Origin of the sequence: Amycolatopsis sp. VC5-11, assembly GCF_037034185.1 — a bacterium.
Lineage (GTDB): Bacteria > Actinomycetota > Actinomycetes > Mycobacteriales > Pseudonocardiaceae > Amycolatopsis > Amycolatopsis nivea.
Window position 1 is genome coordinate 309,557 of the sequence record NZ_JBAGKF010000008.1, and the last position, 20,848, is coordinate 330,404.

General features: G+C 69.1%; 13 protein-coding genes. 5 read left to right on the top strand and 8 right to left on the bottom strand.

The window, feature by feature from the left end; translation table 11 throughout:
- Window positions 1–6 precede the first annotated feature (6 nt).
- The 7 genes from WA670_RS25110 to WA670_RS25140 form a co-directional block, all read right to left on the bottom strand.
- Window positions 7–1,362: a phosphotransferase gene (locus WA670_RS25110; protein ID WP_336159046.1), complete on the bottom strand. Its 1,356-nt coding sequence runs from the start codon at window positions 1,360–1,362 to the stop codon at window positions 7–9.
- Window positions 1,359–2,390, bottom strand: coding sequence for an alcohol dehydrogenase catalytic domain-containing protein (locus WA670_RS25115; RefSeq protein WP_336159047.1), 1,032 nt, complete (start codon window positions 2,388–2,390; stop codon window positions 1,359–1,361). Before WA670_RS25115 ends, WA670_RS25110 begins: the two co-directional genes overlap by 4 nt.
- Window positions 2,391–2,401: 11 nt before the next feature.
- A complete protein-coding gene (locus WA670_RS25120) occupies window positions 2,402–2,851 on the bottom strand; it encodes an NUDIX domain-containing protein (RefSeq protein ID WP_051729588.1) in 450 nt (149 codons plus the stop codon).
- On the bottom strand, window positions 2,848–4,383 hold the full coding sequence (locus WA670_RS25125; protein WP_336159048.1) for an AMP-binding protein: 1,536 nt from the start codon (window positions 4,381–4,383) through the stop codon (window positions 2,848–2,850). The genes WA670_RS25120 and WA670_RS25125 overlap by 4 nt, the downstream gene beginning before the upstream one ends.
- Window positions 4,380–4,649: an acyl carrier protein gene (locus tag WA670_RS25130; protein ID WP_037818694.1), complete on the bottom strand. Its 270-nt coding sequence runs from the start codon at window positions 4,647–4,649 to the stop codon at window positions 4,380–4,382. The genes WA670_RS25125 and WA670_RS25130 overlap by 4 nt, the downstream gene beginning before the upstream one ends.
- Window positions 4,639–5,814 carry a nucleotidyltransferase family protein gene (locus WA670_RS25135; RefSeq protein ID WP_158714565.1) on the bottom strand — a complete coding sequence of 392 codons (1,176 nt, stop codon included), beginning with the start codon at window positions 5,812–5,814 and terminating at the stop codon, window positions 4,639–4,641. The genes WA670_RS25130 and WA670_RS25135 overlap by 11 nt, the downstream gene beginning before the upstream one ends.
- A gap of 61 nt (window positions 5,815–5,875) precedes the next feature.
- Window positions 5,876–7,006: an acyl-CoA dehydrogenase family protein gene (locus WA670_RS25140; RefSeq protein WP_336159049.1), complete on the bottom strand. Its 1,131-nt coding sequence runs from the start codon at window positions 7,004–7,006 to the stop codon at window positions 5,876–5,878.
- 573 nt (window positions 7,007–7,579) lie between these two features.
- Here WA670_RS25140 and WA670_RS25145 point away from each other — a divergent pair.
- The 4 genes from WA670_RS25145 to WA670_RS25160 are packed head-to-tail and all read left to right on the top strand — an operon-like array spanning window position 7,580 to window position 18,724.
- The gene (locus WA670_RS25145; RefSeq protein WP_336159050.1) at window positions 7,580–16,186 is read left to right on the top strand and encodes an amino acid adenylation domain-containing protein; all 8,607 of its coding nucleotides are present in this window, start codon (window positions 7,580–7,582) and stop codon (window positions 16,184–16,186) included.
- Between the two features lie 8 nt (window positions 16,187–16,194).
- Window positions 16,195–17,154 (top strand): ABC transporter ATP-binding protein, encoded by a 960-nt coding sequence (locus WA670_RS25150; RefSeq protein WP_336159051.1) that lies wholly within the window; start codon window positions 16,195–16,197, stop codon window positions 17,152–17,154.
- Entirely contained in the window at window positions 17,151–17,921 is a 771-nt protein-coding gene (locus WA670_RS25155; protein WP_037818579.1) for an ABC transporter permease, read from the top strand. The genes WA670_RS25150 and WA670_RS25155 overlap by 4 nt, the downstream gene beginning before the upstream one ends.
- Window positions 17,918–18,724: an ABC transporter permease gene (locus WA670_RS25160; protein WP_158714564.1), complete on the top strand. Its 807-nt coding sequence runs from the start codon at window positions 17,918–17,920 to the stop codon at window positions 18,722–18,724. The genes WA670_RS25155 and WA670_RS25160 overlap by 4 nt, the downstream gene beginning before the upstream one ends.
- A gap of 5 nt (window positions 18,725–18,729) precedes the next feature.
- On the opposite strand, the gene WA670_RS25165 is transcribed toward WA670_RS25160, so the two are convergent.
- Window positions 18,730–19,899, bottom strand: coding sequence for an MFS transporter (locus WA670_RS25165; protein ID WP_037818577.1), 1,170 nt, complete (start codon window positions 19,897–19,899; stop codon window positions 18,730–18,732).
- Between the two features lie 101 nt (window positions 19,900–20,000).
- Here WA670_RS25165 and WA670_RS25170 point away from each other — a divergent pair, with 101 nt between their 5' ends.
- Window positions 20,001–20,597 carry a TetR/AcrR family transcriptional regulator gene (locus tag WA670_RS25170; RefSeq protein WP_037818576.1) on the top strand — a complete coding sequence of 199 codons (597 nt, stop codon included), beginning with the start codon at window positions 20,001–20,003 and terminating at the stop codon, window positions 20,595–20,597.
- Window positions 20,598–20,848 lie beyond the last annotated feature (251 nt).

A 20,848-nucleotide genomic window follows, 5' to 3' on the forward strand; every position in this document is an offset into this window, starting at 1 on the left:
AGGTCCTCACACACCCGCGGTCAGCTCCGCACGCCGCGGCTCCAACGAGCCCAACCGGTCCAGCGCCCGGTCCAGTCTGCGCAGCCACCACCGGGCGGTCGCCGGGGCCGGGCGCGCGAACCCGGCCACCTGGTTGCGCGATTCCGTGAGCAGGAAAGAGATCTCGCCCATCACCGCGTGGTACACGACAGCGAGGTCCGCGGCCCGGCTCGTCCTGGCGGTGCCGCTGATCCGGGTCCAGGCCGCTTCGAGGTCGTCGCGTTCCTGGTCCTCGCCCCACGCCGTGTTGGACAGAAACCACACGAACTCCAGCTCCGGCGGTCCGTAGCAGGCCAGCCCCCAGTCCAGCGCGGTGACCCCGGCCGGGGACAGCGCAAGGTTCTGCGGCCGGAAATCGCCGTGCAGCACCGTGAACGGGGCACTGTCGGCAAGCGCGGCGAGCAGTCCCGACGGGTCGTCAGCCAATCGGAAGACCTCGTGCACGAGATCGGCCGGGCCGTGTTCGGCGAAGCACTCCCAGTTCGTCGTGAGCATCTTCGGCAGCGTGTCCGAACCGCGCGCCTCGACGAACGGCCGCACCGGCGAGAACAGCCGCAGCCGGTCCGACACCGAGCACAGCGCCGCGGAGGGCGGGCGACCGCGCAACGCCTCGTGCATCTCGTGCACGGCGGCGAGCATGCGCTCCCACGAACGCGGGTCCGCCGAATCGAGCAGCGCGCGACGGTCGGCCGTCAGGTCTCGCATGAGCAGGACCCATCCGTCGTCGACCGCCTCGGCGCCGATCACCGCTGAGCCGATCGCGGCGGGCAGCGCGTCGTAGACCCCCTCGACGTACAGCAGGCCTTCCCGGCCCGGATCCGCGGTGGCCCGGGCCATCCAGTCGTCGGCGGGCCGGATGTGCTTGATCACGACCGGTTCGCCGGTCTCGAGTTCGGCCCGGAACAGATTCGCCCCGGACAGTCCGTCGTGGACCAGCTCGCGGACCGTGCCCGGCGCCACCCCGGCCGGACAGCCCTCCGGCAGCACCGGATCCTCTTTCGGTTTCGCCGGATACACCACGTGCCGGCGCACCAGGCCGCCGGCCAGCTCGAACCGGTGCACCCGCCGGACCGGCCCGGACGCGGCCGCCCGCTGCAGGTCGAGTTCGACCGCGCCGGGCAGGTCGGTCCGCTGGCTCCGCACCACCTCGCCCCGGCCGACCGCGCCGGGCCAGGCGCGGGCGATCGCCTGCGCCCCTTCGGCGGTCTCCCGTCGGCCGGTCACGTACGACTCCAGCACGGCGTCGGGGGCGTACTGTTCGGCGATGTCCGCGAAGCGCGCCCCGGCGACGGCGGCCGCCAAGGTGTGCGAGGACGCGCTCACGGTGTCATCAACGCTTTCATCACTTGGCGCTGATGCATTTGCTCGTAAGCGATCGGTGCCTCGTCCAGGGTGACGGCCGAATCGAACAGCACGGAGGGATCGAGCTTCCCCGCGGTGATTTCGTCGAGGAGAGCCGGAATGTAGACCCGCGCCGGCGCGACGCCGCCGCGGATGAGGAGGTTGCGATCGAACGTGTCCAGCAACGAGATCCCGGCGCCCTCGGCGGGCAGGCCGACGTAAACGAGCCGTCCGCCGTCCTGCACGCACGCGAGAGCCGCGTCGACGGATCGCTGTGTCCCGACGCATTCCACCACTGTCGTCGCGAGATCGCCGAAAGCGTCGCGGACCGATTGCGCGTCCTCTTCCGGAGAACCGGCGCCCAGCACCGTCTCCGCGCCGAGCTTCGCGGCCAGCGCGAGCCGGTGCTCGTGATGGCCCAGCACCAGGATCCGTTCGACACCGCGCAGCTTCGCGGCCATCACCGCGCTGGCCGCCACCGGCCCGTCCCCGACGATCGCGACCGCGGCGCCCGGACCGCAGTCCGCCATCGCGTGCCAGCCCGTCGGCAGGACGTCCGCCAGCGGCAGGCAGGCCCGCAGCGTGGCGGCGTCCGCCGCGCCGGGCAGCCGCACCAGCGTCGCGTCCGCGAACGGCACGCGGATCGCTTCCGCCTGCGCGCCGCCCGGATCCGCGGCTCCGCCCCACATCCCGCCGCTGGAACACGACGTCGGGTATCCCCGCCGGCACGCGTCGCAGGTGCCGTCGGAGAAGGTGAACGGGGCCACGACCGCGTCGCCCGGCCGCACGCTCGTCACGTCCGCGCCCACGGCCTCGACCACGCCGACGAACTCGTGCCCCATCCGCGAGCCCGGTTCCAGCGGCTCGACGCCCCGGTAGTACCAAAGGTCGGAGCCGCACACCGCGGCCGCCCCGATCGCGACGATCGCGTCGGAGGCGTCCCGCAGCCGCGGATCCGCTACCTGCTCGACGCTCACTTCGCCGGCAGTGCTGAACAAGACCGCGCGCACTTGGCTTCCCCTCAGTAGTGTTCCGCGACGCGGGCCTGGACGAGGCGGGTGTCGCCCCGCAGCCCGTCCAGCCACGACCGGAAGATCTCGGACTTCATCTGCTCCGGGTACTGCTCGGCCAGCATCTCCTCGGGCGTGACCCAGGCGAAGGCGGAGTGCTCGTCGCTCAGCCGGACGTCGCCCGCCGGTTCCCAGCCGACGAACGTCTTCACGTGGAAGACCCGGCCGTCGTCCCACGCGTGCGACCATTCGCGCAGGTACTCGATCTCGCCGAATTCCAGCCCGGTCTCCTCGACTCCTTCGCGCACCGCCGCCGCCTCGGGCGTCTCGCCCGGTTCGATCCGGCCGCCGGGATAGTCGAGGACTCCTTTGAACAACGGGTCGTCGTCCTCTTCCCGGCGCAGCGCGAGCAGTTTCCCGCCCCGCACGGCGATCAAATACACCCCGAACTGGTCTGTCATGGCCCCTCTTCTGTTTCCGCGGCGAACCGGCGCGCTGCCGCGCGCCGGTCGATCTTGCCGTTTCCGTTCAACGGCAGCTCGTCGACGTACACGATCCGCTGCGGGATCATGTACTCGGGCAACCGGTCGCGCAATTCGCGCACCACCGCGTCCGGAGCGCCCGGCGGCCCCGGAAGAACGCAGGCGAGGCACAGGTCGCCGTGGTCGTCCGGAACCGCGAGCACCGCTGCCTGCGCGATCTTGAGCTGGTCCCGGACGGCCCACTCGACCTCTTCGAGCTCGACCCGGTGACCGCGCACCTTCACCTGGTTGTCCAGCCGTCCCAGGTAGAGCCAGCCCTCCTCGTGCGCCTGGACCCGGTCGCCGGTGCGGTACCAATGCCGTTCGCCGAGCGGCTCCGAGCCGGCGTAGCGCCTCGCCACGCCGTTCTCGTCCAGTTCGACGAACCGGCCCTCGTTGTCGGCGGGATCGAGGTAGCCGTCGAACCGCTGCGGTCCGCGCACGCACAGCTCGCCGGTGTCGGCCTGCGTCCCGTTCTCGTCCACGACGATGTGCTGGAGGTGCGGGTACGGCGTGCCGATCGGCACCGAAGGGTGCCCGCGCAACCGTTCTTCGACGTTGCGCGGCAACCGGTACTGCGCGCACGAAATGGTGAGTTCGGTCGGTCCGTACAGATTCTCCAGCGTGCTTCGCGGCGCCGCGCGCTGCCAGGCCGCGGCTTGCTCGACCGTCAACGGCTCGCCGCAGAACAGGCTCCACTTCAGCGCAGGCATGGCATCGGGGACGAGAGAGCCGCGTCGCATCGCGTACGACACCACCGACGGCACGGAGAACCAGTGCGTCAGTTCGTTTCGCCGGGCAAAGCCCACCACGGAAAGGAGATCCCGAGAGGACGGGGCGACGAGCGTGGCGCCCGAAGTCCATGCCGCATACAGGTCGAAGACCGACAAATCGAAGGTCAGCTCGAAATTCTGCGACAGCCGCGCGCCCGGTCCGATCTCGTAGCGCTCCACCACGTGGTCCAAGTAGGAGGCGACGTTCTCATGCCGGATCGGCACTCCCTTGGGCGTGCCGGTCGAGCCGGAGGTGAACAGGACGTACGCGAGTTCCTGGGCCGAGGCGGGAGCCGGGCCGAGCGTCCGTCCGCTCCCGATCATCTCCTTCACGTCGACGGCGGACACCGTCACGGTCGGTACGCCCAGGTCTGCCGCGACGTCGTCGGACAGCACCGCGTCGAGTCCTGCGGCGGCGACGCTGGCCGCATTGCGGGCCGACGGCGCTTTCGGGCTCAGCGGCACACAGGTCGCGCCAAGTCGTTGCACCGCAAGGTATCCGGCATACGCGGTCAGGGAACGACCGCTCAGCAGACCCACCCGTCGCGGCGTCCGGCCGAGGTCCGCGGCGATCCGCGACGCGAGGCCCTCGCACAGCGAGCCGAGTTCCCGGTACGTCAGGGAAGTGCCGTCCAGCTCCAGTGCCGTTCGCTCCGGGAAGCGCGCCACCGCCCCGGCGAACCGCTGGTGCAGGGTCACTTCGTCCCCGCGCGTCTGCCGGGCGCGTCCACCATGTGCTCGCGCACCAGTTCCCACAGCCGCCCCGGCGTCGCGAACGCCTCGAAGGTCAGCGCCTCGTCCGGGAACTCGGTACCGTAAGCCGATTCCAGCCCGACGATGAGGTCCATGATCTTCATCGAGTCCAGGCCGAAGTCGCGCAACGACAGGTCCGGCCGCAGCCGCGGCTCGGAGGCGAGCATCGGCAGCTTCGTCCGGACCGCCTGTTCGAACCGTTCATCCCACACGATCCCCATCCCCTTTCGCACCAGCCTTGAAGATCCGTGCCTGCGCCGCGAACGGCGGTTCGGCCGCCTGCCGGAAAACCAGCGGCTCCCGCGCCGCCAGCCGCGCCCGCATGTCGCCGTCCCAGGCGAGGCTGGTGCCGTCCTTCGCGCCAGCGCTGCGCAGCCACTCCGGCTCCTGGAACCGGCCGAGTCCCAGCTCCGCCACGATTTCGCCGCCGAACAGCTCGTCGACGTGATGGCACACCCACGCGACGGCCGGTCCGAGGTCGTGCCTGCCGATCGTCTCGGTCAACTCGGCGGCGACCGGCCGGCCGTAGCGCTCCCAGAACTTCCGGATGTCGGCGAACTGGATGAGCCGGAGCCCGCCCGCCTCCGCCGTCCGCTGGAACCACGACTCCCGGAACAAGTGCAGCACCAGGAACAGAAAGCCGTACACCGGGTCGAGAACCGGCAGCTCCGTGCCGTCGCCGAGGCGCGCGGTCGCCCGGCCTTTCAGCACCTCGCTCATCGGCACCTGCCAGGCGCTGCCGTACCAGGTGAGGTTGAACGCGACGTCGACCCGGTTGAACGGCACGCCGGAGCCGGCGGTGAGCCGGTGGAAATGCGGCAGGTGATCGGGGTAGAGCTGGTAGATCAGCTTGTACTCCCGGGGCAGGTCGACGAGCTGTTCGGTCTTGGCGTCGTACTCCTGGCCTTCGCTGTAGCCGAGGTCCCGCAGCGCCGCGGCGAGTTCGCGGCGCTGGTCCGGGCCGACCATGAGGTCCACGTCGGCGAAGAACCGCACGCCCCGGTCGTCGTAAAGCGTGGACTGCAGCACGATGCCTTTGTTGAACACGATGTCGAGCCCGCGTTCCCCGGCCGTGCCGGCGATCTCGCCCGCCGCCTCGGCCAGCAGCCGTGCTCGGTGCCTGGTCCAGTCGAGGGTGTTGTTCAGCAGATGCTGCACCCCGGCCGGGACGTCGTAGATCGCGCCCGCCCGGCGCACGAAGTCGGCGAGCACCGCGACCATCCGGTGGCGTGCGGCGAAGCTGAGCAGCAGATCGATGTCCACGCCCTCGGCGAAGAGCTCTTCGGCCGTTCGCCAGGTCTCGTCGCCGGGGTCGGCGATCGAGATCAGCTCGAGCAACTGCCAGTACGGTTCCTTTTGTGCCACTGAGGTTTTCACGAAATCGCACCATTTCGGGAGGCCATGCGCCACGCGAGGCCGCACGGCGCGAGGGGAATGCTCAGATCAAGGCGACCGAGCGGTCCATCAGGGACAGCCCGCCGACGCCGACCCACAGGCCGTCGTTCGCGTGGTTGAGGCTGGCGGCGCGCAGATCCCGGAACACGCGCTCCAGCGCCACCGGGCTGTTCTTCAGATAGCCGACCCGGAGGCCGCCCAGCTGGATCATGCCGTCGACCGCGCGGAAGGAGAGTTCGGACGCGGCGAGTTTGAGCGAGTTGAGCTGCAGCTGCGTGCACGGATCGGACAGCGACCGGCCGTCCGCCCTCGCCGATTCCACCCGTTCCCGGACCCGCGTCAGGTACGCGCTGGTCAGTTCGAGGTCGAGCCGGATCCGACCGAGCCGCTCCAGGACGAGGTCCGAGGGCCCGCCGTCGTCGAACTTGCCCGACTTGCGCAGCCACCGGACGAGATCGGCCAGCGCCCCGCGCGCGGCGCCGAGCCAACACGCGGCCCAGCCCAGATGCGACATCGGGATCATGCTGTCCCTTGCCACGCCGCCGAGTTCGCCGTCGCGCAGCACGTTGTGCGCGGGCGCCGCGCCCTCCAGCACCATGCCGATGCTCTCGGTCGCCCGCATCCCGAGGGTGTTCCACTCGCCGACCACGTCGGTGCGCTTGAGGCTCGCCCGATCCGCGTAGACCCAGGCGACGTCGTGGCGCGACGAGTCCGGACCGCGTCGCATCGTGACGAGGTAGCCGTCGGCGTGCGCGCCGCCGGTCACGACCGGAGCGGTCCGCTCGATCACCACGCGGTCGCCGTCCGGCCGCAAGGGAGCGTCCGCCTCGAACAAACTCGCGCCGCGTCCGCGTTCGCTGGTCACCGACGCGATGTAGACCTCGCCGCGCGCGACGCGCGGCAGCAGGTCCGCGCACAGTTCGGGAGTGCCGAACCGGGCGATCGCGTCGACCTGGAAGAAATGCATGGCCCAGATCTGCGCGGTCGACAGGCAGGCGCCCGCCAGCTGCTGGGCGACGTCGGCGAAGACCGCGGGCGAAGCACCGCCGCCGCCGTGCGCGACGGGCGCGGGCAGGCCCAGGAATCCCTGTTCCCGCAACGCGTTCAGCGATTCCACGGGGAACCTGGCGTCCGCGTCGACCTCGGCCGCGTGCTCGCGGAGCACCGGCAGCACCCGGTCTATCCGATCCTGAAGTTCCTTACCTTGAGACAGAGACATCGACGTCCTCGCAAAAAGGCGGTGAACGGCCCCGGCCCGACGAGTCCGGGGAATGGCCGGCAGGCCGGCACCCTTCGGAGAGCGCGACCGGCCCCGCGCACAGCGAGGCTCATCCGGTCGCGGGCAGCGCGGGCGGACTCAGCCGCCGGCGGCCGCCGTCACGGCGACTCCGGGCAAAAAATGACTGTGGCGCGCAAGATCGTGCCTCCCCCTGGCATGTGGTCCCACGTTCAGACTCCGTTAACCTAAGCCTAGGCCGCGGAGAGTGTCAACGGCCGAAAGCAGGGCTGCCGACAACGCCGTTGACAGCGGACGGCCCCTCGGTATACTGACAAATATTTCGCGGAATTAGTCCATTGGATTGAATTCCCCGAGTGCGCGATCACCTCATTTCTTCCGGCGGCCGCCGGCGACTTCTCAGCAGGGGGACAGGATGAGCATCGGCCAGTCAGGCACAGCACCGCCCGTTTAGCGTTTCGTTCACAGCCTCGCCTTATTCGGACACACGAACTTGCGGGTGAAAACAGAATGCGCGAAATAGCCGTTTCGTCGGGCCAGCAGCAGCTGTGGATCGCCGACAAAATCAACGCGGTCGCCACCGCGTACAATTTACCGCTGCTTGTCCGATTCCCCGGCGGAGCCGACGAGCGGGCGCTGCGGAACGCACTGCGCCGGCTCGCCGGACGCCATCCCCAGTTGCGCACCCGCTACGCCGAGACCGAAGCCGGGCTCTCCGCGACCTGCGCGGACGAACCGGAGATCCCGCTCGGCCACCGCCGGTGCGACGACGGCCGGAACTGGGAAGACCTGGTGCTCGAGGCGACAAAAGAGCCGTTCGACCTGGGGATCGGTCCGCCCGCGCGCGCACTGCTGCTGCACCGCGGCGGCGACGCCGACCTGCTGTGCCTGGTCTGCCACCACATCGCCGTCGACGGCTGGTCCTACCGGCTCCTGCTGCGCGACTTCCTCGCGTTCTACGACCACGAGCTCACCGGCGAGGACACCGGGCTCGAACCGCTCGAGACGGGTTACGAGGATTTCGCGGCCGGGGAAAAACGCCGTTCCGAAACCGGCGAGCTCGCCGACGACCTCGCCTATTGGCGAGAGAAAATGGCAGGATTCGAACGCCTCCGGCTGCCTGCGGATTCGTCCCGGCGAAGTGCATCGGCGAGCCCCGGGGCGCAGGTCGAGATCGAGCTTTCCGAAGAAACGACATCGGCCCTCAAGAAACTCAGCCTCCGGACCCGTAGCGCGTTTCCCAATGTCATCGCAGCCCTCTTCCAGACGCTGATCTCGATACAAAGCGGCCAGCAGGACGTCACCACTGGAATCGTTCTCAACGGACGCACCGATCCGCGCTTTCGCGACGTCGTCGGGTTCTTCGTCAACACCGTCCCATTGCGAAGCAGAATTTACACTGGGCTAACATTCCGTGAACTGGCGCGCGCGGTGCATGCCGATGTCCGGGACGCCGTCGACCGCCAGCGGGTGCCGCTCGGCGACCTGGCCGCGGCGGCTGAGGCAGACCGGTCCGCCGCGGGCAACCCGCTGTTCGACGTGGTGTTCCTGCATCACGGCGAGTTCGAATCGGCCGAGGACGCGAAATCGTCCACGGGGGCCGAACGGCAGCACTGGACGAACCCGGTGACCCGGTTCGATCTGGAGTTCCGGTCGATGGTCGTCGACGGACAGCTGAAGGTCGTGCTGACCTACCGGTCCGATCTGTTCGAACGCGACACCGTCGAACGCATGGCCGCGCGGTTCGCGCTGCTCGCCGTGAAGGCGACCGCTGAGCCCGACGCGACGATCGGGCGATTGGGCGCGGCGACGGACGAGGAGCTGGCGGTCCTGGCGTCCTGGAACGACACCGCGGCGCCGGTGCCGGAAACGGATCTGTGGCAGTTGCTGCAGGCACAGGCCGAGCGTTCCCCGGACGCGGAAGCAGTGGCGTTCGGCGACGAGCGCGTCTCGTACGCAGACCTGCTCCAGCGCGCCGCCGCGCTCGCGACCCGGCTGGCCGAGCACGGCGCCGGACCCGGCCGGATCGTCGCGGTCGCGCTTCCCCGTTCGGTCGAACTGGTCGTGGCCCTGCTCGCCGCCCTGCGCACCGGAGCCGCCTATCTGCCGCTGGACGTCGACCTTCCCGACGACCGGCTCCGCTGGATGATCGACGAGGCCGAACCCGCCGCGCTCGTGGCCGAACCCGGGTTCGGCGACCGCCTTCCCGGCACCGCGCCGATCGTCTCCGCTTCCGGCACGGCACCGGTCAGACCGGCGGTCCGGGTCCCGGGAACCGCGCCGGCCTACGTGATCTACACGTCCGGCTCGACCGGCCGGCCCAAGGGCGTCGTAGTGCACCACGAGGCGATCGTCAACCGGCTCCGGTGGATGCAGCACAAGTTCGAGCTGACCCCCGAGGACCGGGTCGTCCAGAAAACCCCCGCGTCCTTCGACGTGTCCGTGTGGGAATTCTTCTGGCCGCTCATCCAGGGCGCGACCCTGGTCGTGGCGAAACCCGGCGGCCACCGCGATCCCGTCTACCTGGCCGAGCTGATCCGCACCGAACGCATCAGCATCGCCCACTTCGTCCCGTCCATGCTCCGCGCGTTCCTCGCCGAACCCCGCTCAGCCGAATGCACCAGCCTGCGCGCGGTCGTCTGCAGCGGCGAAGCACTGCCGCCAGACCTGCAAAACACCTACTACGAAACCCTGCAAGCTCCCCTGTTCAATCTCTACGGCCCCACCGAAGCCGCCGTCGACGTCACCAGCTGGGACTGCCGCCCCGGGCACCCCGCCGTTCCCATCGGACGACCGGTCTGGAACACCCGCGCCTACATCCTCGACAACGACCACAACCCGCGCCCCATCGGCACGCCCGGAGAGCTGTATCTCGCGGGAACCCAAATCGCACTCGGCTACCTCAACCGCCCCGACCTCACCGCCGAGCGATTCCTCCCCGACCCCTGGGGACCGCCCGGCTCACGCATGTACCGAACCGGCGACATCGCGCGCTGGGACGCCACCGGCAACCTCCATTACCTCGGCCGCGCCGACAACCAGGTCAAAATCCGCGGCCAGAGAATCGAACTCGACGAAATCACCGCGCTCCTCAACGAACATCCCGGTGTCGCCCACGCAGCCACCACGATCCGCGAAACGACCCCCGGGAACCCGCAAATCGTCAGCTACGTCGTCCCCGCCGAACCCTATCTGCAGCGTCTCGCCGAACTCGACGCCGATCTCCCCCGCCACCGCCTGCCCAACGGCGCTGTCGTGACCGGCCGCACCCAAGCCGAAATCGACTTCCTCTACGAAGAAATCTTCGAAAACAACGAATACCTCCGACACGGAATCCACCTGAGACCTGGCGACACCGTCATCGACATCGGTGCCCACATCGGCATGTTCGCCCTATTCGCCCACAGCCAGGCCGACGACATCACGATCTACGCCTTCGAACCAGTCCCGCAGCTCCACCAAGAACTCGCCGTCAACACCACGCTGCACAACATCAACGCCCGCCTTTTCAACCACGCCCTAGGAGACCAGGACACCACCACCACCTTCACCTACTACCCGCAACTGTCGATTCTCTCCGGACTGCACGCCGACGAAACCCAAGACCGGGCCTCAGTCCACGCCTACGCCCACCGGTACGGCGACGCCGACCCGCTGGTCGACGACCTGATCACCGAACGTCTCCACGACCGCCACGAAATCACCACCCGAATCCGGCCCCTCTCCGACATCATCGACGAACACCACATCGCCGTCATCGGCCTCCTCAAAATCGACGCCGAAAAATCCGAACTCGAAATCCTCCACGGCATCCGACCCGAACACTGGAAAACAATCCGGCAAACCGTCATCGAAGTCCACGACATAAACAACCGCGCCCACACCATCACGGCTCAGCTTCGCGAACTCGGCTTCACCGTCACCACCGAAACCGCCGCCACCCTCACCGGCTCCTCCCTCGTCAACATCTACGCTGCCCGCGAACCCGCACCCACCGCGCCACGGCCCGTCGCCTTCACCACCGCCGACGACCTCGCCGCCGCGCTCCGCGACCACCTCGCCGCCCACCTTCCGCGCTACATGCTCCCCGCCCACTACGTCGCCATTCCCCGAATCCCTCTCTCCCCCAACGGAAAACTCCACCACGCCGCGCTCCCCGCACCCCCGGACGCGACCGTCACCCGCGACAACCGGCCGCTCACCCCTCAAGAACACATCCTCGCCGACCTTTTCGCCGCCGTCCTCGAGCGGCCCGCGATCGGCCTCCACGACAACTTCTTCCAGCACGGCGGCCACTCCCTCCTCGCCGCCCGCCTCGCCACCGCCATCCACACGACGCTCGACCGACCTACCACCATCGCCGACATCTTCGAGTACCCGACGGTGAGCACGCTCGCGGCCGCGCTCGACCAAGAACGGCGCCCGGCAGAGCTGCCGCCGGTCACCGCGCGGCCACGGCCGGAATCCGTGCCGTTGTCCTTCGCACAGCAGCGGTTGTGGTTCCTGAACCAGACGCAGCAGGGCGACCCGACCTATCACTTGCCGACCGTCCTGCGGCTGCGCGGCGAAGTGAACCGGCAAGCGCTGTCGGCCGCCCTCGACGACGTGAGCCGGCGGCACGAGGTGCTGCGCACCGCCTTCCCGGTCGTCGACGGCCAGCCCCGGCAGGAGGTCCGCCACGACGGGCGGATCGAACTGGCGGAAGTCAGCGCCGAGCTTTCCGCGCTGCAGGACATGATCGACGCGGCGGCCGGCCGGCCGTTCGACCTGTCCCGCGAACTGCCCCTCCGGGCGACGCTGTTCCGGCTCGGCCCGGCCGACCACGTGCTGCTCCTGCTCGTCCACCACATCGCGAGTGACGGCTGGTCGATGGCTCCGCTCAGCCGCGATCTCTCGACCGCGTACCGCGCCCGCCTCGCCGGAAACGATCCACAGTGGACACCACTGCCGGTCCAGTACGCGGACTACGCGGTCTGGCAACGAGATCTCGGCGAAGACTCGTACGCGCGGCAGCTGGAGTACTGGCGGACCGCGCTCGCCGGACTGCCCGAGGACCTGCCGCTGCCGTTCGACCGGCCCCGTCCGCGCACTCCGACCAACCGCGGGGCGTCAGTCGACCTCGCGCTGAGCGCGGCGACTCACGAACGAGTGCGCGAGCTCGCCACGCAAACCGGCACCAGCACCTACATGGTCCTGCAGGCGGCGCTGGCCGTCTTGCTGTCCAGGCTCGGGGCAGGCCCCGACGTCCCGATCGGCGGCATCACCGCAGGCCGGACCGACGTCGCGCTGGCGGACCTGGTCGGCTTCTTCGTCAACACGCAGGTGCTGAGAATCGACCTCTCGGGCGCGCCGACGTTCCGCGAGGTGCTGGCCCGGGTGCGCTCGGTCGACCTCGCCGCGTTCGACCACCAGGACGTTCCCTTCGACACCGTCGTGGAACTCCTCAATCCGCCTCGGCTGCTCTCCCGGCACCCGCTTTTCCAGGTCATGCTGACCACCCGCACCCAGGCCGAATACGAGTTCGTCCTGCCAGGGCTGTCGGTCGAGCCGCTGCGCGCGGACGTCCGCACCGCCAAGTTCGACCTGACTTTCGGCTTCATCGAACAGTTCGCCGACGCGGGCGGCAGCGCGGGCATCGAAGGCAAGATCGAGTACGCCACCGACCTGTTCGACGCCGGCACTGTCCAGCGGATGGCCCGGCAACTGTCCTCGCTGCTGGACCGGGCCGTCGCCGAGCCTGACACGGCGGTCGGGCAGTTGAGCGTGGTGACGGACGAGGAACTGGCGGTCCTGGCGTCCTGGAACGACACCGCGGTCCCGGTGCCGGAAACCGGGTTGTGGGAGTTGCTGCAGGCACAGGCCGAGCGTTCCCCGGACGCGGAAGCGATCGTGTTCGGCGAGGAACGCGTCTTGTACGCAGACCTGCACCAGCGCGCCGCCGCGCTGGCGACCCGGCTGGCCGAGCACGGCGCCGGTCCTGGGCGTGTTGTCGGCATCGCATTGCCGCGCTCAGTCGACCTCGTCGTGGCCCTGCTCGCCGCGCTGCGCACCGGAGCCGCCTACCTCCCGCTGGACGTCGACCTTCCCGACGACCGGCTCCGCTGGATGATCGACGAGGCCGACCCCGCCGCCCTGGTGGCCGACCCAGCGTTCCGGCACCGTTTCCCCGGGACCGCACCGATCGTGGCCGCCCCCGGTGACGGTGCCGTTGTCGCGCCAGCACGCCCGGTTCGGGGCGACGCACCCGCTTACGTGATCTACACGTCCGGCTCGACCGGTCGGCCTAAAGGCGTCGTAGTGCATCACGAGGCGATCGTCAACCGGCTCCAGTGGATGCAGCGCAAATTCCGCCTCACTCCCGACGACCGCGTCGTTCAGAAAACCCCCGCGTCCTTCGACGTCTCGGTCTGGGAATTCTTCTGGCCGCTCACCCAGGGCGCGACCCTGGTCGTGGCGAAACCCGGCGGCCACCGCGATCCCGCGTATCTCGCCGAACTGATCCGCACGGAAGAAATCAGCATCGCGCATTTCGTCCCGTCCATGCTTCGCGCTTTCGTAACCGAACCTCGCGCAGCCGATTGCACGTCCCTCCGCGCGGTCGTCTGCAGCGGTGAAGCGCTGCCGCCGGACCTGCAAAACACCTACTACGAAACGCTACAGGCACCGCTGTTCAACCTCTACGGGCCTACCGAGGCCGCCGTCGACGTCACCAGCTGGGACTGCCGCCCCGGACATCCGACGGTCCCGATTGGCAAGCCCGTCTGGAACACCCGCGCTTACGTGCTAGACGAACACCGCGACCCGCGCCCCATCGGCGTACCCGGCGAGCTGTATCTCGCGGGAACCCAAATCGCACTCGGCTACCTCAACCGCCCCGACCTCACCGCCGAGCGATTCCTTGCCGACCCATGGGGGTCGCCAGGCGATCGGATGTACCGGACCGGCGACATCGCGCGCTGGGACGCCACCGGCAACCTGCACTATCTCGGCCGCGCCGACAACCAGGTCAAAATCCGCGGCCAAAGAATCGAACTCGACGAAATCACCGCACTCCTCAACGAACACCCCGGTGTCGCCGACGCCGCCACCGCCTTGCGCGAAACCACCCCTGGCAACCCGCAAATCGTCAGCTACGTCGTCCCCGCCGAACCCTATCTGCGACGCCTCGCCGAACTCGACGCCGACCTCCCCCGCCATCAACTGCCCAACGGCGCCGTCATGACCGGCCGCACCCAAGCCGAAATCGACTTCCTCTACGAAGAAATCTTCGACAACAACGAATACCTCCGACACGGAATCCACCTCAACCCCGGCGACACCGTCATCGACATCGGCGCCCACATCGGCATGTTCGCCCTATTCGCCCACAGCCAAGCCGACGACATCACCATCTACGCCTTCGAACCCATCCCCCAGCTCCACCAAGAACTCACCGTCAACACCACACTGCACAACATCAACGCACATCTCTTCAACCACGCCCTAGGCAGCGATAACACCACCGCGACCTTCACCTACTACCCGCAGTTGTCCATCCTTTCCGGCAGGCACGCCGACGAAGACCAGGACCGCGCCTCAGTCAATGCCTACGCCCACCGCGACCCCGACGCCGGCCCGCTCGTCGACGACCTCATCACCGAACGCCTCCACGACCGCCACGAAATCACCACCCGAATCCGCCCCCTCTCCGACATCATCGACGAACACCACATCGCCGTCATCGGCCTCCTCAAAATCGACGCCGAAAAATCCGAACTCGAAATCCTCCACGGCATCCGACCCGAACACTGGAAAACAATCCGGCAAACCGTCATCGAAGTCCACGACATAAACAACCGCGCCCACACCATCACCGCGATGCTCGAAGACCGCGGCTTCAGCGTCACCCGCGAAACTCCGGAAACCCTCACCGGTTCCACACTCGTCAACCTCTACGCCACCCGCGAACCCTCGGCCTCCGCCCAGATTCCCCGCGCACCACAGCACCCGACTCCCGCGGGCCTCGCCGCCGCGCTCCGCGACCACCTCGCCGCCCGGCTTCCGCACTACATGCTCCCCGCCCATCACGTCGTGATCCCTCGGATCCCCCTATCCCCCAACGGAAAACTCGACCGCTCCGCGCTCCCGGCACCGCACGTCGCCGCTGCCCGGGACCCCCGGCCCGCGACGCCCCAGGAACAGGCCCTCGCCAGACTCTTCGCCGCCGTCCTCGAGCGGCCCGCGATCGGCCTCCACGACAACTTCTTCCAGCACGGCGGCCACTCCCTCCTCGCCGCCCGCCTCGCCACCGCCATCCACACCGCCTTCGACCGCCCCGTCACCATCGCCGACGTCTTCCAGGCGCCGACGGTCGAGCAAATGAGCGAACTGCTGGAGAGAAACCAGCTCGACGATCCGTTCCGGGTGCTGCTCCCGCTCGCTCCCGGAAGGTCCGGAACCCCGCTTTTCCTGCTGCACCCCGGAATCGGCATCGGATGGGCGTACGCGGGGTTCGCCGGCCATTTACCGGACCTCCCGCTGTACGCCGTGCAGGCCCGTTCTCTCTCCGAAGCCTCCTACACTCCGGGCAGCTTGCGAGAGATGGCGCGGGACTGCCTGGCGCAGATCCGGCGAGTACAGCCCGAGGGCCCGTACCGCTTGCTGGGCTGGTCCTTCGGCGGGAACCTCGCGCACGAGACAGCCGTCCTCCTCCAGGAGTCCGGTGCGAAGGTCGAACTGCTGGCGATCGCCGACGGCTACCCGTACGCGGGAGAACCCGGCAGCGACGGATGGAGCGCGCGGGCCAGCGAGGAATGGGTCGAACGGCTGCGGCTGGGAGACGGCGCCCTGCAGTCGATGAGCAGGGAACAGCTGAACCGCGTCTCGGAGGTGCTGATGACGAACATGCGCCTCGCCGAAGCCCACGAGCCTGCCCGGTTCCGCGGCGACGTCGTGTTCTTCCGCGCACAGGGCCACCGGGACGTGCCCGCCCGGAAGCCGGGGGCGTGGCAGCCGTTCGTCGCCGGAGAGCTGGCGGTGCACGACGTTCCCGCCGGCCACCATCACCTGCTCGACCCCGAACCGCTCGCCCGGATCGCCGCGGTGCTGCGGGACCAGCTGACTTCGCGACAGGAATGAGCATCCCCATGGGACACGGTGAAACGAAGGCAGTCGAGATCCACGGGCTCTGCCGCGTCTACCAGCGCAAAAAGGAGGTTCGGCACGCGCTCAGCGACGTCGATCTCGAAGTGGCCGAGGGACAGGTGCACGGACTGCTCGGCCCGAACGGAGCGGGCAAGACCACCCTGTGCAAGATCCTCTGTACAGTCCTGCTGCCGACCTCGGGCAGCGCGAAGATCCACGGGCACGACGTGGTCGCGGACGCCGACGCGGTGCGGCGCGCCATCGGCATCGTCTTCGGCGGCGAACGGGGTCTGTACCTCCGGCTGACTGCCCGGCAGAACCTCCTCTACTGGGCCGCGCTGTACCGGCAGCCGCGCAAGACGGCCAAGAAACAGGTCGTCGCGCTGCTGGACCGGCTCGGTCTCGCCGATCGCGCCGACGACCCGGTCGAGACCATGTCCCGGGGCATGAAGCAGCGGCTGCACCTCGCCCGCGGACTGATCGGCGACCCCAGGGTGCTGATCTTCGACGAGCCGACCGTCGGCATGGACCCGGTCGCGGCGCGGGACTTCCGCCGGCTCGTCGCCGAACTCCGGGACGACGGCCGTTCGATCCTGGTCACGACGCACGACATGGCCGAGGCCGAGGCGCTCTGCGACCGCGTGTCCCTGATCGACGGCGGCCGGATGCTCGCGACCGAGGAACCGAAGACCCTCGGCCAGTGGATTTCCCGTTACGAGCGGGTCGTCGCCGGGCAACTGCCCGCCGAGGCCAGGCGCCGGATCGAAGCGCTGCCGGGAGTCGCCTCGGTCGCCGAACGGCCCGACGGCTCCGCGGTGATCGAGACGGCCGCGGAGGGCGCCTCGGCCGAGGTGCTGCGCGCACTGCTCGACGCGGGAGTCACCCAGGTTTCGGCTGCGCGGCCCAGCCTCGAAGAGGTCTATCTGCGCGTGATCGGGGATCGAGGGCTCAGCGTCCGATGATCTCCCTCTTCCTGTCCTCCGCGCGATTCCAGCTCTCAGTCCTGCGCCGCACGCCGGACTACCTGCTGTCGCTGGTGACGATCCCCCTGCTGGCGATCGCGATGCTGGCGATCATGCGCCAGGCGGGCCGGGCGGACCTGGCCCCGTACGCCATCATCGGCTCGGCCATGATGACGGTCTGGGCCACCGCGCTGTTCGTGTCCGGCGAACTGATCGACATCGAACGATGGGGCGGCACCCTCGAAGGGGTGCTGGCCGCGCCCGCACCGTACCCGGTGCTGCTGCTCGGCCGGATCGCCGCGATCACCGTGGTCAGCTTCGGCGGGCTGGCCGAGAGCTCCGTCGTCGGATGGGCGGTCTTCGGTTCGGTCGTCACCGTCGCCCATCCCGTTCTCTTCGTGCTCACCCTGGTCTGCACCGCGGCGGCGATGGTGGGCACCGCGTCGATCATGGCGGCGCTGTTCGCGCTCGCCCGCTCGGCCCGGATCTTCCAGAACTCGATGTCGTATCCGTTCTACATCCTGGGCGGGACGATCGTGCCGATCTCGTTCCTGCCGGACTGGGCCCAGCCGGTCGCCAGGGTGTTCTTCCTTTCCTGGTCCTCGGACCTGCTTCGCGACTGCCTGCGCCCCGAGGCCCCGCACCAGCCGGTGCTGCGGCTGGCGATCGTGCTCGGGCTGGGCGGGGCCGGGCTGGTCGCCGGGACAGCGCTGATGAAGGCGATCCTGAACAGACTGCGACGCAACGGGACGGTGGGGTACGCGTGAGGGGCTCGGTGCTGGAGAACGGCAGGATTCTGCGCTGCGCGGCGGTCAGCGCGCTGACCGACATGCGCTCCACCTACACGTGGAAATCGTGGACGTTCGCGTGGCTCGCCCGGATCCTGTGCCAGGTCACGCTGTTCGCGCTGATCGGGCGCTTGCTCGGGTCCCAGTCCAGCCTCGAGTACCTGGTCGTGGGCAACTCGGTGTACATCACCGCCGACGTGGTGCTGCTGGTGGTCGCGAGCACCTCGTGGGAACGGCTGACCGGCACTTTCCCGCTGCTGGCCAGCAGCCCGTCGGACCCGTTCGTCGTGCTGGTCGGCCGCAGCGTGCAATGGATGCTGGACGGCATCGCGTGCAGTTCGGTCTGCCTGCTGTTGCTGGCCCCGGTGCTCGGCGTGCAGCTGCCAGTGGGCGCCGCCCTGCTCTCGGTGCCGATCATCGTCGTGGTGAGCATCAGCGCCTACGCGTTCGGCCTGACGATCGGGATGCTCGCGCTCCGGTTCATGCCGGCGCGCAACCTGATCGGACGGCTGGCCAGCATCATGCTCATGATCGTCACCGGCGTCCAGGTGCCGGTGGCCTTCTGGCCCGGCTGGGTGCGGGCGGTCAGCCAGGTCGTCCCGCTCACGCACGGCCTGCAGGCGGTGCGCGACGTGCTGCACGGGGCGGGCGCCGGACAGGTCCTGCCGAATGTCGCGCTGGAACTGGCTGTGTTCGCGGGCTGGCTGCTGATCGCGTTCCTGGTCTGCCGCCGGATCTTCACGACGGGCCGCCGCGACGGCACCATCGAGTTCGGCGGCTGACCGGCTCAGCCGCGGGGCTTCATCGCGGACGCGAACACCACCGCCACCACGCACAATGCCAGCGGAAGCAGGAACGCGACGTTCAGCGGCACCCAGTGCGCCAGTCCGCCGATGATCGCCGGGCCGGCCAGCAGCCCGACGTAGCCGACGCCGACCACCCGCGCCATCAGCGCCCCGGACGCGCGTTTGTCCAGGTTGCCCGCCGCGGTGAACAGCTGCGGGACGCCCCCGGACAGCCCGAGCCCGAACAACGCCCAGCCGCACAACGACAGCGGCACCCACGGCGCGAGCGACGCGATCGCCAGTCCCAGCGCGGCGAGCCCGCTGCCGTAACGGACCACCGCGACCGGTCCGGCCAGCGCGGCGACCCGGTCGGTCGCGAACCGGCCGACGGTCATCGCCACCGCGAACGAGCCGTAAGCCAGGGCGGCGGTGCTTTCGGACGTCCCCAGCCCGTCGCGGAGATACAGCGCGGCCCAGTCGTTCGCGACGCCCTCGGACAGCATCAGCGCGAAAGCCAGCAGACCGAGCAGCCACACCACGCGCATCGGGGTGCGGGCCGGTTTGGCTTCCTCGGTGGTTTCTTCGGCGGTCTCCTCCGACGAGTCGAGCAAGTACCGGCGGACCACCAGCGAAACCACGATGCACAGGACTCCGGTACCGCCGAGCGACACGAGCGTCGGCACTCCCGCGCCCAGCACCGCCGCACCGACGACGGCCGCGATCGCACCGCCGATCGACCACATCGCGTGGAAGGCAGCCATGATCGGCCGCGGATAAGCGCGTTCGACGACCACCGCGTGCGCGTTCATCGCGACGTCCAATGAGCCGTTGAAGAACCCGAACGCCGCGAGCGCGAGCCCGAGCGTCCACCAGTTCGCCGCGAATCCCGGCAGCACCACCGCGACCCCGACGAGCACCCCCGCGACGGACACCACCCGCGGATGCCCGAACCGGTCCGCGAGCGGGCCGGTGACCTGCATCCCGATCAGCGCCGATCCGCCGAGCACGAGCAGGAGCGCCCCGAGCGCGGTGTGCGAAACGCCGGTCGCGCGCTCGATCACCGGGATGTGCACCACCCACATGCCGACCGCGAACCCGCACAAGGCGAACACGATCCAGGTGCCGACGCGCGCCGCGCGGGGCAGCACCGGGGGCGGGGAAAGCTCGGTCATCGGGCTCGGCTCCTCTTCGGGGGTCGGGTCCAGTCAGGAACACGGGTGCGGGACGCGCTGGGGCATGATGGGCGGGTGGAAGCCGAACCGATCGCCGCCCCGTGAGCGAGGGCTACCTGAAGGGCAGAATCCGCCGGGACGACATCGTGTCGGCGGCCGCCGCGGTGTACGGCGAGGCCGGCTACCACGGTGCGTCGCTGCGGGAAATAGCCAAACGAGCAGGCATCACCCACGCCGGCTTGCTGTACCACTTCCCGACGAAGGAAGCGCTGCTCGCGGCAGTCCTGGAACGCCGCGACGCCGAGGACGCCGTCCGGGAACAACTCTCCGCCCCGCCCGGCTTGGAAGTCCTGCGCCGCTTCATCGCGCTGGCCGAATACAACATCCGCCACCGGGGCATCGTCGAGGTGTACTCCCGCCTCGCCGCCGAAGCGGTGTCGGAAGACCACCCCGCACACGCCTACTTCGCCCGCCATTACCGCGAGGCCCGCGAGAGCATCGCCCAGTCGTTCCGCGCGCTCGCCGAAACAGGCGAGCTGCGCCCCGGCACGGACCCGGACTTGGCGGCACTCACCTTCATCGCACTGATGGACGGCCTCCAGGTCCAGTGGCTCACCACCCCCACGCAAGTAGATGCAGTCGGTTCCCTCCGCCTCTCTCTGCAAACTCTTCTGACCGTCCCCCTGTTCCCGAAATAGGCGAAACCCGGAAATCCACCCCTGGATGGCGGATCTCCGCCAGCGCCGTCCGTGAGGGCCACCCTCATTGACTCTGATTCCCCCAGGGTTCCCCTCACGACCCTCCACCGTCCGTGACGGGCCCCTTCACTGACTCAGATTCCCTCAAGGAGCCCTTCACAGACCGTCCCGCCACCAGACCGGGATGCCGCCCCAATGCGGCATTGGTTGCGTCCCATGCACCGAACGCCACATTGGGTGCATCCCACGCA